Annotated in this window: 14 protein-coding genes and 1 pseudogene; 2 read left to right on the top strand and 13 right to left on the bottom strand. The window is 48.6% G+C overall.

The features are described from left to right. Positions 1-3: 3 nt before the first annotated feature. From EXIG_RS08810 to gltB, 13 genes and pseudogenes are all read right to left on the bottom strand, one after another. A complete protein-coding gene (locus EXIG_RS08810; RefSeq protein ID WP_012370584.1) occupies positions 4-345 on the bottom strand; it encodes a thioredoxin family protein in 342 nt (113 codons plus the stop codon). 130 nt (positions 346-475) lie between these two features. Next, positions 476-844 (bottom strand): DUF779 domain-containing protein, encoded by a 369-nt coding sequence (locus EXIG_RS08815; protein WP_012370585.1) that lies wholly within the window; start codon positions 842-844, stop codon positions 476-478. 21 nt (positions 845-865) lie between these two features. Next, positions 866-2,386: an aldehyde dehydrogenase gene (gene adh, locus EXIG_RS08820; protein WP_012370586.1), complete on the bottom strand. Its 1,521-nt coding sequence runs from the start codon at positions 2,384-2,386 to the stop codon at positions 866-868. Positions 2,387-2,596: 210 nt separating this feature from the next. Continuing rightward, positions 2,597-3,118, bottom strand: a complete 522-nt coding sequence (locus tag EXIG_RS08825; protein ID WP_012370587.1) for a TraR/DksA C4-type zinc finger protein — start codon at positions 3,116-3,118, stop codon at positions 2,597-2,599. An 85-nt stretch (positions 3,119-3,203) separates the two neighbouring features. Further along, the gene (locus EXIG_RS08830) at positions 3,204-3,974 is read right to left on the bottom strand and encodes a hypothetical protein (RefSeq protein ID WP_234944522.1); all 771 of its coding nucleotides are present in this window, start codon (positions 3,972-3,974) and stop codon (positions 3,204-3,206) included. A gap of 269 nt (positions 3,975-4,243) precedes the next feature. Then, a complete protein-coding gene (locus EXIG_RS08835; protein ID WP_012370589.1) occupies positions 4,244-5,389 on the bottom strand; it encodes a mannitol-1-phosphate 5-dehydrogenase in 1,146 nt (381 codons plus the stop codon). Positions 5,390-5,392: 3 nt separating this feature from the next. After that, on the bottom strand, positions 5,393-5,830 hold the full coding sequence (locus tag EXIG_RS16070) for a PTS mannitol transporter subunit IIA (protein ID WP_012370590.1): 438 nt from the start codon (positions 5,828-5,830) through the stop codon (positions 5,393-5,395). Positions 5,831-5,854: 24 nt separating this feature from the next. Further along, a pseudogene (locus EXIG_RS08845) lies at positions 5,855-7,289 on the bottom strand (PTS mannitol transporter subunit IIBC). A gap of 172 nt (positions 7,290-7,461) precedes the next feature. After that, the gene (locus EXIG_RS08850; protein ID WP_081432753.1) at positions 7,462-8,982 is read right to left on the bottom strand and encodes a BglG family transcription antiterminator; all 1,521 of its coding nucleotides are present in this window, start codon (positions 8,980-8,982) and stop codon (positions 7,462-7,464) included. Then, a complete protein-coding gene (locus EXIG_RS08855; protein WP_041261634.1) occupies positions 8,897-9,496 on the bottom strand; it encodes a BglG family transcription antiterminator in 600 nt (199 codons plus the stop codon). The genes EXIG_RS08850 and EXIG_RS08855 overlap by 86 nt, the downstream gene beginning before the upstream one ends. Then, entirely contained in the window at positions 9,489-9,776 is a 288-nt protein-coding gene (locus tag EXIG_RS08860) for a PTS sugar transporter subunit IIB (RefSeq protein ID WP_012370592.1), read from the bottom strand. Before EXIG_RS08860 ends, EXIG_RS08855 begins: the two co-directional genes overlap by 8 nt. 177 nt (positions 9,777-9,953) lie before the next feature. Then, the gene (locus tag EXIG_RS08865; RefSeq protein WP_012370593.1) at positions 9,954-11,423 is read right to left on the bottom strand and encodes a glutamate synthase subunit beta; all 1,470 of its coding nucleotides are present in this window, start codon (positions 11,421-11,423) and stop codon (positions 9,954-9,956) included. Next, positions 11,420-15,898: a glutamate synthase large subunit gene (gene gltB / locus EXIG_RS08870; protein ID WP_012370594.1), complete on the bottom strand. Its 4,479-nt coding sequence runs from the start codon at positions 15,896-15,898 to the stop codon at positions 11,420-11,422. Before gltB ends, EXIG_RS08865 begins: the two co-directional genes overlap by 4 nt. A 284-nt stretch (positions 15,899-16,182) precedes the next feature. Here gltB and EXIG_RS08875 point away from each other — a divergent pair, with 284 nt between their 5' ends. After that, positions 16,183-17,025, top strand: a complete 843-nt coding sequence (locus tag EXIG_RS08875) for a transporter substrate-binding domain-containing protein (protein ID WP_012370595.1) — start codon at positions 16,183-16,185, stop codon at positions 17,023-17,025. Beyond that, positions 17,022-17,708 (top strand): amino acid ABC transporter permease, encoded by a 687-nt coding sequence (locus tag EXIG_RS08880; protein WP_012370596.1) that lies wholly within the window; start codon positions 17,022-17,024, stop codon positions 17,706-17,708. Before EXIG_RS08875 ends, EXIG_RS08880 begins: the two co-directional genes overlap by 4 nt. Positions 17,709-17,936: the final 228 nt, after the last annotated feature.

Below are 17,936 nucleotides of genomic sequence, written 5' to 3' on the forward strand. Positions count from 1 at the left end.
TTGTTAATCGAGTGATGCCACCAATCGGCTGAGCTGTTCGACTTTTTTAGTAAACGGTTCAATGGGAACGATTCGTACTTCCCGGTGAATTTCTTTCCCGTTCGCAAAAAACAGCAAAGCCGGAGCAGTAAACACGGAAAATTCTCCGGCAATTTCCGGGACGCTTCCTAAATCGACATGTCCCGACCGAAATTCGGGATGACTCGCTAATATCGGTTCAATCTGCGGAAACAACGAAGCGCAGACACCGCAGCCCGGACTCGAAACATAAATAAAACTCGCCCGCTGCCCGAGATAAAAATCCCTCACGGCTTCAATGGACGTCAACTCTTGAAAAGTCGCCATGTTTCGTCCTCCTCTTTTTGTAAAATATCTTTTAATTATAACGTGATGCCACAAAAAAAACACCTTCCACCCGGTGTATCTAAGTCATAAGCACTTAAATACTCGGGCGAGGTGTCTTCTTTTGATTGTTCTATGGTTTGGCAGTAGCTGTGAGCTCCGCATATTCTTCAGACGTAAAAGCACGAGAACGTGTTAAAAACCGTTTCCCCTCGACGCCTTCCAAGGAAAACATTCCGCCTCGACCATCAACGACATCAATGATCAGTTGCGTATGTTTCCAGTAGGCGTATTGATCCTCATGAATATAAAACGGACAGCCGCCGATTGTACCGATCAATAAATCTTGATCGCCTAAAAATAAATCGCCTTCCGCAAAACACATCGGGGAACTGCCGTCACAACATCCACCCGATTGATGAAACATTAACGGTCCGTGTTTTGCTTTTAGCAGTTCAATCAATTCCAAGCCGGCATCGGTCGCAAGTACACGTTCGACCATGTCGCCACATCCTTTCTTCGATTAGAAGAAACCAAGTTTATCCGGGCTGTAGCTGACGAGAAGATTTTTTGTCCGCTGGTAATGGTTAAGCATCATTTTATGATTTTCACGGCCGATTCCCGACATTTTGTAACCGCCGAACGCAGCATGTGCCGGATATTGGTGGTAACAGTTTGTCCAGACGCGTCCTGCTTCAATCGCGCGTCCGAAGCGGTATGCCCGGTTCATGTCACGCGTCCAGACACCGGCACCTAAGCCGTACAGCGTGTCATTGGCAATTTGCAGTGCTTCTTCTTCTGTTTTAAATGTCGTGACGGACAGGACTGGCCCAAAAATCTCTTCTTGGAAAATCCGCATCTTGTTGTTTCCTTTGAAAATCGTTGGTTGAATGTAATAACCATCCGCGAGGTCACCGTCAAGATGGTTCCGTTCGCCGCCAATCAGACACTCGGCCCCTTCCGATTTTCCGATTTCGAGATACGACAAAATTTTCTCCATTTGTTCACTCGATGCTTGAGCACCCATCATTACATCAGCATCCAGCGGATTACCAAGTTTGATCGCTTTGACACGTTCGAGGACCCGTTCCATGAATGGCTCGTAGATGGATTCTTCAATCAAGGCACGTGATGGACACGTACAGACCTCCCCTTGGTTCAAGGCAAACATCAATAATCCTTCGATTGCTTTATCGAAAAAGGCATCATCGGCATCCATGATATCAGCAAAGAAGATGTTTGGTGATTTCCCGCCGAGCTCGAGTGTAACCGGAATGATGTTTTGCGACGCATACTGCATGATGAGTCGTCCCGTCGTTGTTTCACCCGTAAAGGCGATTTTCGCAATCCGCTTGCTTGAGGCGAGCGGTTTTCCGGCTTCCAGTCCGAAACCGTTGACGATATTCAGGACACCCGGAGGTAATAAGTCTTCAATCAGTTCCGTCATCAGTAAAATACTTGCCGGTGTTTGTTCCGCCGGTTTCAAGACGACACAGTTTCCTGCCGCGAGTGCCGGTGCGAGTTTCCAGACAGCCATTAAAATCGGGAAGTTCCACGGGATGATCTGACCGACGACTCCAAGTGGCTCATGGAAATGATAAGCGACTGTATCGTTGTCGAGTTCCCCGATTGAACCTTCTTGGGCCCGGATGACACCTGCAAAGTACCGGAAGTGATCGATGGCAAGCGGAAGATCGGCATTCAGTGTCTCACGGACTGCTTTCCCATTTTCGAGCGTTTCCGCATAGGCGAGCATCTCAAGATTTTCTTCCATCCGATTCGCAATTTTATTTAAGATGTTTGACCGCTCTGCGACTGATGTCTTGCCCCAGGCATCTTTTGCCGCATGTGCCGCATCCAGTGCCAACTCGACATCTTCTTTCCCTGAACGGGCTACTTGACATAATACTTTCCCGGTAATCGGCGTCACGTTATCAAAATATTCTCCACCGACCGGTGCCGTCCATTTTCCGTTAATGAAATTTTCATAACGATCCTTGTATTGTACCTTTGACCCTTGCGTGTTTGGAATCTCATAAATCATCTGATTGTTCCTCCCTCAAATAAAATGGTCAACCGACGAGAAGGTACCTCATGTATGCGCTTTCATTTTACCCCTATCGAAATGTCTTCTTGTTTCTATCGTACCAAATGTTTTATAAAAGTCAAAATTTTCCGATATTTTTTAAAGATTTTTTTTCACAAAAAAAACACGTCATCTCCAAAAAAAGGATTGACGTGTGGATTGGTCGAATCAGCGTGTCGGATCGATGCCGTCCTCTTTATCAGAAGGTGTATCCGAGTTTCCGAACTCACCGACTTTACTGAATCCGTCAGTTGCCCCGTCGATGTCTTTACCGGTTGCCGTAACGGATGGATCAAGGACCGCCTCTTCACTCGGGCGCGATGTCGGATCGTTTCCAAGCTGCTCTTCTTCTTTTTTCGCGTCTTCGATACATAATAACGTTTCCGGAATGATATCAAGACGTTCGATTTCAATCTCTTTGCCACAGACTTTACAGATTCCGTACGTGCCATCTTCAATTGCTTTTAACGCGACATCGACGTCCGATAACATTTCTTCCTGCATGTCTGTCATTGCTTGATCGCGTTCCCGTAAAAACAATTCGTCTCCCGAATCGCCCGGGTGGTTGTCGTAGCTCGACAGTTCCCCTGTATCATAGTCGACTTCGCGATTTTCAATATTTGTTTCCGTTTTATTTTTTTCCTTTAACAAACGTGTTTTGAATGTCTCAATTTGCTTTTCTGATAACATAGCCTTCATCTCCAATTCTTTAGCTTCAGCTTCTTCTCTAAAGGATTTAACCGAAATGAAACTATGTTAAACGTTAAAGACTGTCTTAAGAGCATTTATAGGAGCGGATCGAGCCGTGTAAATCACAGATGACCGTCATGAATTCTTGACCATCCTTGAAGCAGATTTGATGGCTTCTGCCGTTTTTAGAAGTCGTAATATCATCGATCCACAGCCGGGTAGCGTCAGCGGAGGATAACATCGCCACTTTGTCACGAATCAAGAACAGATCAAACGGCAACAGATTCAAGGACTGGATGACTAAACCGAATTTCCGGAACAGCGGATCCAGCTGGTAATGCGAGAGACTGTATAAACTCTTCTCCATCCCGCCTATCAACAATTGAATCGAGTGACACGGTTCTCGGCTGTCGATCCGCTCTTTTTGCAGGATGATTCGCCCTTGAACGCCGGATCCATCAAAGACATGTTGCATTTTCTCTTGATCGACGCGAAGAGCTCCCGGTTTGACATGCAGGACCAGATGCGCAAATTCGGCGTAATCCGGTTTTCCGATTTCAAGTGCCTGGATATGTCTCACTTCTTCCCGTTCAATCAATTCAATCAGTCCGCGTTCCACCGTGTCCGATACGTCCTCTTCAGAGGAAAGACGGACATCAATCACGTATTGGTCGACGACAGTATTGACTTCGAGTGTATACATCAAGTGCGGGTTCTGTTCTTGTTCGAGGGTCAGGCGGTTCAACAGCAATTGATGAATCAGTTCGACCGGTGTATGAGATGAAAATTGACTCGTGTAAATCAAGTGTTTTGCTGCCATCGAATGGTTTGATTTTAATCGTGTTCCTTTAGCCATATATACGTTCACTTTATAATTCAGCATAATTCCACCTTCTCTTAACTAAGAATCGGATCGGAGAATAGTTCCGTTTCTATAGCGTACATCGCAAAAACCGTTAAAAATATTCGATAACGAATATTCTAAATCTGTTATACACAAGACTATGAATTTATGTTAAAGATTTGGAAATTAGAAAACTTGGGTGCTTTTCCTAAAACAATTGGATTTAAAGACAAAAAAACCAGTCTCCGGCAAACACCGGAACTGGTTCAGGTCAAACGGGATCAGGCAATGGAATCACTCATCGGGTGCATCTGTTCATACTGACTGACAATCAGTTGACTGAGACGTTCGTCTGCTTCCAGTCCCAGATAAGTCGCGACGGTTTCTTGGATGCCGTTTTGTTCAATAAAGGTATTTAATTCAGAATATTCTGAATAATTTGGATCGGAGTAGGTTAAAGCCGCAGCAATCCCCAGAGCTAATCCATTCGCCTCGATACCACGGTCCATTAATTCGCGGGCCGGTTTGACCAACCGGTCGCGTGGCCCGAGCTTTCGGATCGGTGAACGGGCAACACGGACGATTTCATCATGAATCCGCGGATTTTCAAATCGTTTAATGTTTTTTTGAATATAGGCGCTGTGATCTTTCGGATCAAAGCCATATTTTTCAAGCAGTAACCATCCGGTTTCATACAAGGCACTTTGTACGCCGCGCCGGACACGGACATCCTGCAGACTTTCAGCAATCGTCTCTTTTCCAAACAATGCACCGAGGTAAGAGGCGATCGCATGTCCGGTGTTGACGGTGAATAATTTCCGTTCGATGAACGGTGTGATGTCTGCCACGTATGTCACACCTTCGAACACCGGATAATCATCCGGTAACGCCTTTGTCTCAATAACCCACTCGAAAAACGGTTCGACTTCGACGTATAACGGATCTTCATGGTGTTGCAACGGGACAATCCGGTCGACGGCGGCATTCGGGAAAAAGACATTGCCTGGCGTTGACTCAAGATAATGCATCACTTCTTGCTGCAAATGACTGGATCCTTCGATCATGTTTTCACATGCGATCACAAAGACGTTTTGGGTTGTCGTCCGTTGTTTGAGTCCTTCCGCAAGCAAGGGAGCAATTCTCGCAAGCAACGTCGGTCCGACAGCTGTCGTCACGACATCGGCTGTCGCGATGGCTTCGACTACCCGCTCGGCTTCAGTCTGACTGTTCAATGCTGTGACGCGCGACACCTCTTCCACCGCTGCTTCTTCCGCCGCATAACCGACCGTATACGCCCCGCGCGTTTTCAACGCTTCGACGACTTCGGCATTCACGTCAATGAAACAGACATCATAACCTGATTTAACCAATTGTAAGCCGATGAAGCCCCGACCGATATTTCCTGCACCAAAATGAACGGCTTTCATAGCTTACACCTCCACAGATAACAGCTGAATAATGTCTTCGGCTGTTTGCGCTTTGACCAACTGCTCGACATTCTCTTCATCCGAACAAATAATGGCAATGTGCGACAGCAGTTCCAGGTGTTCGTCACCGATGCCGGCAATCCCGATGATCAGCTTTGCCTGTTCGGTTCCGAACGACACACCGTTCGGAACCTGTAGAATGGATAATCCTGTTTTTAAGACTTCTTCTTTTGACTCTTCCGTCCCATGAGGAATCGCGACATGGTTTCCGATGTAGACCGTCGATAACCGGTGACGGGTTTTCATCGATTCGATATAGTTCGGACGGACATATCCATGATCGACGAGCAATGTTCCTGCTGCTTCAATCGCTTCCTCGTCCGTATTAAACTGTTGATTCAGTAACACCATTTCTTTTTCCAGTTTCATCGCAGTTGCCATCCTTCATTCACTCCTGTCTATTTTTTAAGAAATTTTATTGCGTGCTGTTTCGATTTCGTGAACCAGTTGATCATAGTAACCTGCATTCAAGAAGTTTTCGACGGACCGATGTTCAGCTTGCGGTACTCGTTCCTTCGCCCGTTGCGTCAAATCCTGGTGCGTGATGATGAATTCGGCATCTGTCGGGAGTTGACTGATCGACGTGTTCGTTACTTTAATCGGCAGTCCGGCTTTATTAATTTTGTTGCGTAAGACGGATGCGCCCATTGCACTCGATCCCATTCCGGCGTCGCAGGCAAAAATGATGTGTTCGACTTCTGCTAATGAAGTTGCAGATTCCGCTGAAACAAGCGAGGAAGCAATCGAATTTTTACCTTTCATCGCGCTGACATTAGCCGTTGCTTCTTCAAGCGATGTCTCTTTTGCTTTACTCGTTTTGAGCAAGACAGACGAAACAACAAACGTAACGGATGCAGAAATTAGGATACCGGCAACAAGACCGACATATGAACCGCGAGATGCCATCGCAAGGACAGCAATGATACTTCCTGGTGAAGCCGGTGCGACCAGACCGACATCAAATAAGACGAAAGTGAGGATACCGCTCATACCGCCGGCAATCATGGCGAGCAAGAGAACCGGTTTCATCAGCACATACGGGAAGTAGATTTCATGAATCCCGCTGATGAACTGGATAAAGGCTGCCCCTGGTGCTGTCTTTTTCGCTGCACCTGAACCGAAGACCGAATAAGCGAGTAACAAGCCGAGACCCGGTCCCGGATTCGCTTCGAGTAAAAACAGAACCGATTTTCCGGCTTCACTAACTTGGTCCAAACCGAGCGGACTTAAGATTCCGTGGTTAATGGCATTGTTGAGGAACAAGATTTTAGCCGGTTCGATGAACAGACTCGCAAGTGGCAGCAAATGAGCACTGACGATCGCTCCAACAGCCGCTGCCATGATATCGTCCAGTCCCGTCATCAGCGGACCAAACAGTTTAAAGCCACCGATCATCAACAAACCACCGATAATCCCGACCGAGAAATTGTTAACGAGCATCTCAAGACCCGGTTTAACTTTGCCTTCAATTAGTTGATCAAATTTCTTGATGGTAAATCCGCCGAGTGGTCCCATGAACATTGCGCCGAGGAACATCGGAATTTCTGTTCCGACGATGACCCCCATCGTCGCCAGTGCCCCGACGACTCCTACGCGAACGTCATGCATCAATTTCCCGCCGGTAAACCCAATCAGTAGCGGCAACAGATACGTAATCGTCGGACCGACTAACTCCGCCAGACTTTTATTCGATGCCCACCCGGTCGGAATGAATAACGCCGTGATGATCCCCCCAGGCGATGAATGCACCGATGTTCGGCATGACCATCCCGCTGAGGAAACTTCCAAACCGTTGTACCTGGACACGGAGTCCACGTTTTCCTTCTTGTGTTGTTGTCATTGGTGTACCCTCCATTTCGTTTGCATTGTATGATAAGTGCTTTGCTATGCCCTTATTGTATGCGCTATGGAAACGCTTACTCAATCTTTCCTAGTTCACGTTTTGTCAGATTACTTGGACAAGACCAAAAGAACCATCCGTATCAACGAATGGTTCTTCTGATTTGTTGTCCTCATGAGAAATTAATCGGTTGCTCGACCGCCTCGAGCTCTCTTTCGATGACCTTCCGGAATGTCCGGTTCAAAATCTGTTGCAGTTGATGAACATCCCCGTATTCAAATTGATGGGTTTGTTCATCATTTTCGATGATCGCACCACTGATTGAGCTGAGCAGTTGCAGCAGTTGATCCGTCGCTTCTTCTGGTGCCGCGAGTACTAAAATCCGTTCGACCGGTTGAATGAGCTGATCCATCCCCAAAAGATCAATCGGTTGATCCAGCTCATAGATGAAGAACCCTCCACGATGAATCGATTCGTCGCGACCATGGAATAAAGCCAACCGTGTCCCGGGAATGCCGAGTCCAGACATCTCGTGACGCCGTAACAATTGCGCCGATAATTGGACGGCCGACGAGGTGACGTTTTTTTCGACCAGTCCATTGCTGATTTCAAGAAGGATTTCTTCTAACCCTTCCGTTTGCGAAGCAATCGTTTCAATGGAAAACGCGTCACTCAATTGGCGGGCCGTCTTGACCAATTCTTCCAATCGAACTAAATCCAGCCATCCCGATGACTCCTGACGGACGGGAGATTGGAACGATTTCGGTAGGGAGACAAGTAATTTCCGGATTCGGTCAACTTCTTCTTTCGGCAGTAACGGATTGACGAGCAGATGCGGTTGACTAATGTCCGGCAACGGCACCGTCGATAACACAAAGTCATAATCCTTCAGTTGGAGACGTCCAATGCCAAAGAGAGACGAACTTTCGACTTGCTCGAGTTCGGTAAATTCATGCCGTAACCGGTTCATCAGTAATTTCGACGATCCGAGTCCCGCCGAACAGACGACGAGTACACGGTAGGGTGTTTTCGGCAACGGTTTACTTAAAACAGCGCCAAAGTGCATCACCCAAAAGGCTAAGTCATAATCCACAAACGTTTGATCGTTGAAGACGAATTCAGCGGCTTGTTTAACAGCGTCAAACAAACGCGGGTACTCCCGTTCGATCTGTTTAATGACATAAGACGGATTCACGATGTTTTGTTTCGTATATGACATGATGTGACTGACCAACCCGTGTTCGAGCGCCCGGTCCTCTGTGAAACCTTCTCCGTACAATAAGGAGACCTGTTCGATCAGTCGTTTGACACGCAGACGAATAACCAGTTCTTCGCCGGTCTCCAGCTGATCTTGTTGAAAATTCCGCAACTCTTCAGAAATCCATTGCCGCTCGGCAATCGATAAGGGGTACGGCAACCGTTGCTGTAGCGTATCGACGTGATGCAAGACTTCGAGCGGATATGCTTTTAATTCATAGACCATCGGAAACTGGTCCATCCGAATCGCTTGAACGGCTAAACTCAGCGTCGCCCGCATGAGAAGTCGATCACTGATATCCTGCTGTTTCGTCAAAGGAGCAATCACGGCATACGATTGGTTAATCGCTTCAATCCACTCCCGCTGCTGAATCTGAAGCAGATGCGGCAGTTGATCGACATGACCTTGCAGGAACCGGTAAAAGGACAAGGACATCCCATTGCGTAAAAATCAACGAGACCAGCAACCGTCGTTTGTTGATTTCTTCGCCGATGACTTCAGCCCCTAACCCCTTTTTACGTTTTAATTCCAGTGCATACTGACAGAACCATTCATCAATCCGTTCTAAATCTTGACTGATCGTACTTGGCGCGATGTACATGGCATGTGCCAAAGCCTGCAGTTTGATCATTCCTTGTTCCTGCAAAAGGCGGTATGCGAGTTCGACTTGCCGGTCTTCCGCTGAGGGTAACTGACGATGGGATAACAATAGCGCTTCACGCAGTTCCCGCTTCTGTCCCTCATCCCCATTCAGCTGTAAACCGCGCCCCCGTACATAAACCAGTTCCAACTGAAACGGTGCTACGGTTTGCCCAAGCCGGTCTCGTTCCCGTTGAATCGTCCGTTCCGAAGTTTCGAGTGCTTCTGCGATTTCCTGAATCTGAACCGGTTCTGATTTCGTCAGTAAATAAAACAAGATTTCTCGCTCACGGGCCGTAAAATCAGTCACTTTGCATCAACTCATTTCTAATGGTCTCAATTAAAAAATCATAGGATGCCGTTGCCAACAAATGATCAATGGCAAATACCCGACACGAGGCATTAACCGGAAGATTTACAACGATTTGCCGGGGACCGACCAAAAAGCTGACATCTGCCGGAATTTCTTTGGCCCGACACGTTTCAACCGTGACAGATAATCGCTCTTTTTGTAATCGATCCCGTAAGACTTTTGCCCCCATGACACTGCTGACTAGGCCCGAGTCGCAGACAAAGATAATGGTCATCATATCCATCCTATTCACCCCTTCCCTTTTATCCTATCTGAGAGCGCTTAAAAACGGGGCGATGATAAACCGGTTTATTTAATTTCTTTTTTTAATCTTGTCCAAAATTCCTGACAGATCAAAAAAACGTTCGAATCTCCCGCCTGAGGAGGTTCGAACGTTTTCCATGTCTAATCCGGGTCACCCGGTTTGTTTATGCACGGTTAAAAGATGTTGTTCGACTTTTTCAGCGACTTCCCGTCCTTCGCGGATCGCCCAAACAATCAAGGACTGACCACGACGGGCGTCGCCGGCGGCAAAGACCCCCGGTCGGTCGGTCGCATATGCCATCGTTTTAATCTTACCGTTTTGTGACGCAACCGGTAGGTGCCGCAGAACATCCTGCTCGACGCCGCTGAAGCCGATGGCAATCAACATTGTATCAACCGGATAATATTTTTCGGTTCCGGGAAGCTTCTGAAACTCCACCCGTCCGTCGGCATGACGGATTTTGTCATTATAAATCGTCCAGACACCGGTCAATCGGCCTGCTTCATCCGTCGTATAACGCTCGATTGCAATCAAGTATTCCCGGGGATCGCGACCAAACTGCACGTGTGCTTCCTCATACCCGTAATCGAGAGTGAACAGGTTCGGTGTATCCGGCCACATATTGTCCGCTGTCCGTGTTGAGCCCGGCATCTGGTGTTTGCCGAACTGAACGACGGAGCGGCAACCTTGCCGCAGTGCCGTCGCCACACAGTCGGCGCCTGTATCTCCGCCTCCGATGACAAGGACATCTTTCCCCCGTGTATCATGCAGGTCAATCAAAGATTGTCCGGTCAGGAGTTGCCGTGTCACACTCGTCAAATAGTCCATCGCGTATCCGACGCCCTGACCCGGTGCGTCCGGTATTTTGCGGGGCTCGGTTGCACCGACACAGAGGATGACGGCATCGTAATCGGCTTCCAGTTGATCCAGTGAGACATCAAGACCAATCGTGACACCGGTTTTAAATGTGATGCCTTCCGTTTCAAGCAATCGGACACGGCGGGCGACGATATCTTTTGAAAGCTTCATCGCCGGAATCCCGTACGTCAACAGACCGCCGACTTGATCTTCCCGTTCAAAGACGGTCACGTGATGCCCTGCTTGATTCAATTGATCGGCTGCCGCTAAGCCTGCCGGACCAGAACCGACAATCGCAATCCGGTGCTGGCTTCTGACTGACGGAATACGCGGTTGGACCCACCCGTTCTCAAAACCGATATCGATAATGGTCCGTTCGATCTGTTTAATGGTGACAGCAGGTTCATTGATGGACAGCGTACACGATCCTTCACAGGGCGCGGGACAGACCCGGCCCGTGAATTCAGGAAAATTATTCGTTTCCTGCAGCCGTTCAAGGGCTTCCTGGAAGTTGCCCTGTTCGACCAGTACGTTCCACTCGGGAATTAAGTTGTAGACCGGACAACCGATTTTGACTTGACTATATGTCTCACCGACATGGCAAAACGGTGTCCCGCAATCCATACAACGGCTCGCCTGTTCCGAAGCTTCCGTTTCAGAAAAACGTTCTTTATACTCGTTAAAATCACCAATTCGTTCACTGCTGTCACGTTCCTTGCCTGCCTGGCGGGGAACGTTCATGAATTGATCCCGTCTCTTCATTGTTTCCCTCCTGTTCCGCGTCCGATATGCGTTTCAAATGCCAACAGCATCGCTTCTTCCGTATTGTGTCCCTGTTGCGCATATCCCGCCATTAAAGTCGTCACCGCTTGATATGTCGACGGAATGACACGAATGAATGAGCTGAGGACATGATCCCAGTTTGCTAAAATCGCATGACCTTGTTCACTGTTCGTCCGGGCGACATGCCGCTCGATGAATGTTTTTAAGCGGGTTGCCTCTTCAGGGTCCGAAACGGCTCCCGTTACGACAAGCTCCCGGTTGATCCGGGCCTCAAAACGGGTGACATCTTTCGGTAAGACGTACGCGACGCCGCCGGACATTCCGGCGGCAAAGTTCAGTCCGACATCTCCTAATATGACGACACTTCCGCCCGTCATATACTCGAGACCGTGGTTGCCGATTCCTTCGACGACTGCTGTCGCTCCGCTGTTCCGGACAGCGAATCGTTCCCCGGCCTGACCGTTGACGTAAAGCTCTCCACTCGTTGCCCCGTACAGTGCCACATTTCCGATGATGACCTGATCCGAGGAGACGAAACTGGATTTTGCCTGCGGGCGCACGGCAATGACCCCGCCGGATAATCCTTTACCGACATAATCGTTGGCATCTCCCGACACATTTAATGTCATACCACGCGGGATATATGCACCAAGACTTTGACCGGCTGAACCCGTCAGATTGAGCGTTAACCGATCCGTCGGAAGCCCCATCGCTCCATACAGCCGTGTCAAACGGGATCCGGTATTCGTTCCGATTGCCCGGTCCGTATTGGTGACCGGGAAGGTAAAGGTTTGTTGTTCTGTAAACGATTGATCCGTGATGAGCGTTTCCAGTTCACGCCCGTCAAAAGAAGCTGAGACGTGATGCTCCTGGTACTGCCGGTTTTCGGGTGAATATCCCGGCATGACGAACAGGCGGGATAAATCGAGACTGGCTGCTTTCCAGTGCGTCTTTAACCGGTCCGATGATTGCAACAGATCCGTCCGGCCGACTAAATCGGCTAACCGTCTTACACCGAGTTGCGCTAAATATTCGCGGACTTCTTCGGCGACAAATTCCATGAAGTGAACGACATGATCCGCTGACCCTGTAAATTTCTCACGAAGCTTCGGATCTTGTGTTGCCACGCCGACCGGACATGTATCGAGATGGCAGGCCCGCATCATGATGCAACCGACGGCAATTAACGGTGCCGTTGCAAAGCCGTATTCATTGGCACCGAGCATCGCAGCGATGACGACATCGCGTCCCGTCAATAACTTTCCGTCCGTTTCCAAAACGACACGGTCCCGTAATCCGTTTAAGGCCAGTGTTTGATGGGTTTCGGCCAAGCCCAGTTCCCACGGTAATCCCGTATGCTGAATGCTGGTCTTCGGTGAAGCACCGGTTCCCCCGTCATGACCGCTGATGACGATGACATCGGCCAGTCCTTTGGCGACGCCGGCAGCAATCGTTCCGACACCGCCTTTTGCGACCAGTTTGACACTGATCCGCGCCCGGTCATTCGCGCGTTTCAAGTCATGAATCAGCTGCGCCAAATCCTCGATTGAATAAATATCATGGTGCGGCGGAGGTGAAATCAATCCGACACCCGGTGTCGAGGCACGGACACGCGCAATCCACGGATAAACTTTTTCACCCGGCAGCTGTCCGCCTTCTCCCGGCTTCGCCCCTTGCGCCACCTTAATTTGCAATTCGTCGGCATGAACAAGGTAGTCACTCGTGACACCGAATCGTCCGGATGCAATCTGTTTGATCCGGCTCATCCGGGAATCCCCGTTTTCATCTAACTGGTATCGTTCCTCTTCTTCGCCGCCCTCACCGCTGTTACTTTTACCGCCGAGCCGGTTCATCGCGATGGCTAACGTCTCGTGCGCTTCTTTCGACAACGAGCCGTAAGACATCGCTCCCGTCTTGAAATATTTGACGATTTCACTGACCGGTTCCACTTCGGCAAGCGGAATCGGGGTTGTTTCCCGGAAAGACATCAGGTGACGTAAAAACGTCGCCGGTTCTTCCTGGATCCGCGAAGAATAGGTTTTAAACAAATCATACCGTCCGGTCCGGCAGGCATGTTGCAACAGATGAATCGTTGCCGGGTTGAAGGCATGATGTTCGCCGTCATGGCGATAGCGGAAAACGCTGCCGGACTCAAGCCGTGTCCGCTTGACTCCTTCTTCATGTTGACGAAGTGCTTCTTGTTCAATCAATGCCAAGGTCAAACCGTCGAGTTGCGAGACGGTTCCCGTGAAGTACCGGTCGATGACCTCTTCGGAAATACCGACCGCTTCGAAAATTTGAGCCCCGCGGTAACTGAAGACCGTCGAAATGCCCATCTTTGACATGACTTTGACCACACCCTCCGTCACTGCCGACCGGTATCGTTCGGCATAATCCGGCATCGTTTCGTCAACCGCATCCTGTAACGTCGCATAGACGAGATACGGATGAATGGCATCGGCTCCGTATCCGACTAAGGCGGCAAAATGATGGACTTCCCGGACTTCGCCGCCTTCGATGATCAAACTGGCCTTCGTCCGTAACCCTTCCCGGATCAAATGGTGATGAATGGCGCTCGTGACAAGTAGAATCGGCATTGGTACAGCACCCGGCCGGACATTCCGGTCAGAAAGAATCAACAGTTCACAGCCTCCCCGGACCGCATGGACAGCTTGCTCGAGTAACGCTTCGAGTGCTTCCTCCAGTTGACCGTCAAACACTGTCGAAAGTGTCTTGTGGGCAAGTTTCGTCTGTTTGAGCGCCGCTGCTTCCGCTGGCGTAAGAACCGGTGAGGCGAGACGAATTCGACGGCAATTCTGCCGGTTCGGTGTCAACAATTCCCCTTGCTGACCAAGCCAGGTCATCGTCGACGTGACAATTTGTTCCCGCAATGCATCAATCGGCGGATTCGTCACTTGTGCGAATAACTGTTTGAAGTAGCGGAATAAGGATTGCGGCCGCTCACTGAGGACAGCAAGCGGGATATCCGTTCCCATCGCCCCTAACGGATCTTTTTTCTCTTCCACGAGCGGAATCAAGTATTGGTCGATGTCTTCCCGTGTATAACCGAATAAACGTTGTAACGTTCCGAGATTCGAGACCTCTTCCGTTCTGACGTCTGCCGGTAAGGTAATCATTTCTTCTGCCAACCATTCGGCATACGGATGACGCATCGCCAGTTCACGCTTAACCTCTTCATCTGAAATCAATTGACCGGATGCAAAATCAAGCAGTAGCAGCTCTCCCGGAACAAGGCGTTTCTTAAATAAAATATCGTGTTCTGCAATTGGTAAGACACCGGATTCGGAAGACAACATAAAATGACCATCCCGCATCATCATATACCGCGCAGGTCGCAGACCATTCCGGTCGAGTGTCGCGCCGATCTGTTTCCCATTCGTGAAGACAATCGCCGACGGTCCATCCCACGGCTCCATCATGCTACTGTGGTATTCGTAATAGGCCCGTTTTGCCGGTCGCACCTCTGCGTGTTCAAACGGTTCCGGTACTAGCATCAAGGCAGTTTCCGCAAGCGTCAATCCGGACAGATATAAAAACTCGAACGCATTATCCAGCATCGAGGAATCGCTGCCCGATTCGTCCAGAATCGGCAGGACATCTTTCCCTCGACGGCCGTACGTCGTCTTGGCCAACCCGTTTTCACGGCTCCGCATCGCCCGGACGTTTCCTTGTAGTGTATTGATTTCACCGTTATGGATTAAATAACGGTTTGGATGGGCACGTTTCCAGCTCGGAAACGTGTTCGTACTGAATCTCGAGTGAACGATCGCAAAGCCGGACTGATACCGTTCATCCTGTAAATCATCAAAATATAAACCAAGCTGATCGGTTGTCACAAGTCCTTTGTAAACGATCGTTTCGCTTGAGCTGCTTAAGACGTATTGTTCAATGCCAAGCTGCTCCGCTTCCCGTTCAAATAAGCGGCGAATCAGGAACAATGCCCGTTCGAACGCCAGTCCTTCCACTTTGTTTGCTTCAATGAAGCATTGCCGGATAACAGGTTCCGTTTGACGGGCTTTTTCTCCAATCACAGTGTTCGTGACCGGGACCGTCCGCCATTCGATCAAGCGTTGTCCTTCTGATAAAATGATGGATTCCAAAGCCCGTTCCAACCGTTGACGCAACCGGTCTTCCCGCGGTAAAAACATCATCATGACCCCGTAGTCCCCACTGCGCGGCAGATGGACATTTCGTAAGGCTTGACGGAAGAGACGATCTGGTATTTGCGTGAGGATGCCGGCTCCGTCGCCGGTTTTCGCATCACTTCCTTGTCCTCCCCGATGTTCCATCTGACACAACATATTCAAGGCGTTTTGAACGATTTCATGACTGGCTCGTCCCGTCCGATGAGCATAAACCCCGATTCCACACGCATCGTGTTCTTGTCTCGGATCATAAAGTCCTTGCCGCTGCGGTATTTGATGAAATGACATGTTACCACGCTCCTAACCGTTCTAAATTTTCTGTATATTCTGTTAAAATATACTTTACACTCTTTTATGTTTATTCGCTACCATGTATATTTCCAAAATTTGAGTTCTCCCATCCCTTGATAGACCGTCTCATCGTGATGATAACGCTTACATATAGATGAATAATTTTTTTGAATAAAATATTTTTTAAGAGGCTGTTCATTTTTGCCGTAATTCCTTTTTCCGTGGTATTTTTAAATAGAAAATAAATTATCAGTGCTTGTTTGGAAAAGGAGAATATTAAAATGAAAAACTCTGTAAAATGGACGGGTCTCTTGATTGCAGGAACGGCCCTGGTCCTTAGTGCATGTGGTCAGGAAGAAAAACAAATGACCGCATACGATAAAATTAAAAAAGAAGGAACCTTGACCGTTGCAACAGCAGGTACCCTTTATCCGACATCTTTCCACGAAGAAAAAAGTAACAAATTGACCGGGTTTGATGTCGAAGTCGTCAAAGAAATCGCAAAACGTCTTGATTTAAAAGTCGCCTTCAAAGAAATGTCTTTCGACGGAATGCTGACAAGTGTGAACACCGGTCAAGTGGATTTAGCGGCCAACGATATTACGATTACGGAAGAACGTAAAGGAAAGTTTGCCTTCTCTAAACCTTACAAATATACGTACGGGACAGCGATCGTCCGTAAAAGTGATTTATCCGGCATCAAGTCCCTCGAAGATTTAAAAGGGAAAAAAGCAGCTGGAGAAGCGACGACAACGTACATGCAAGTGGCCAAGAAATACGGTGCCAAGGAAGTCACATATGATAATGCCACGAATGATCAATATTTACGTGATGTCTCTAACGGACGGACGGACGTCATCTTAAACGATTATTATCTCCAGAGCCTTGCCGTCGACTTCTTCAAAGATTTCGACATCACGATTCACCCTGATATTGCCTATAACCCAAGCCAAGTCGGACTCATCATGGACTTGGACAACAAAGAGTTACAGTCGAACATCAATGCTGAAATCGATGAAATGAAAGAAGACGGCACGCTCGCCAAATTGTCGAAGACATTTTATGCCAACAAAGACGTCTCGAAAATGCCTGATGTCAAGACGACGCTCGTCGACGTGAATTGAACAGTTTCTCTGAGATTGAATGGCGGTCTGTCTTTAACCCGGAATTAGCAAAAGAAGCGTTTCCCTACATCTTAGGAGGGCTCGGTCATACGCTTTGGATTTCGATACTCAGCATGTTGATTGGTCTTGGACTTGGCTTATTGCTTGCTTTGGCACGCTTATCTGCATCACGTCTGTTACGGACAGTCGCCACTCTCTACATCTCCTTCATGCGCGGTGTACCGATTCTCGTCTTATTATTCATGTTTTACTTTGGTTTACCGGTCATCAACATTCAACTCGATGCCTTGACCGCTGCCATTGCCGGTTTCAGTCTGAACAGTGCTGCCTATATGGCTGAAATCATTCGTTCGTCACTTTTGTCCGTTGATCGCGGGCAACAAGAAGCGGCACAATCGCTCGGGCTTTCCAGATACCGTGTGTTCGTCGGCATTATCTTGCCGCAGGCCGTCCGCCTGGCAATCCCCCCGTTATCAAATGTCCTTCTTGATTTGGTAAAAGCCTCTTCGCTCGCTGCCATGATTACGGTGCCGGAGATTTTTCAACGGGCAAAAATCGTCGGCGGACGGGAGTTTGACTACATGACAGTTTATTTTGTCATCGCCTTCATCTACTGGGGAATCTGTGCCGTCATCGCCGCCGGACAAGAAATGCTCGAACGGCGTTTCGCCCGCTATCTATAACGTAAAAAAGCTCAACCGTTTTTCACTTTCGTCACGAGGACGTCTGTAGAAAACAGGTTGAGCTTTTTTTATCAAAATTAGGCGAGAATACTCTCACCTCTAAGTGTCTCGGACAAAGCCCAGCGTAGGTGGGAGATGAATCGCCTTCGGGCAAGGCGTGTCTTACGACACGTCAATTGCCCGACGTTTTCGGTTTGAAAACACTTAAAACCAGGAAAAAAACAATAC

It is taken from the genome of Exiguobacterium artemiae 255-15, assembly GCF_000019905.1.
Lineage (GTDB): Bacteria > Bacillota > Bacilli > Exiguobacteriales > Exiguobacteriaceae > Exiguobacterium_A > Exiguobacterium_A artemiae.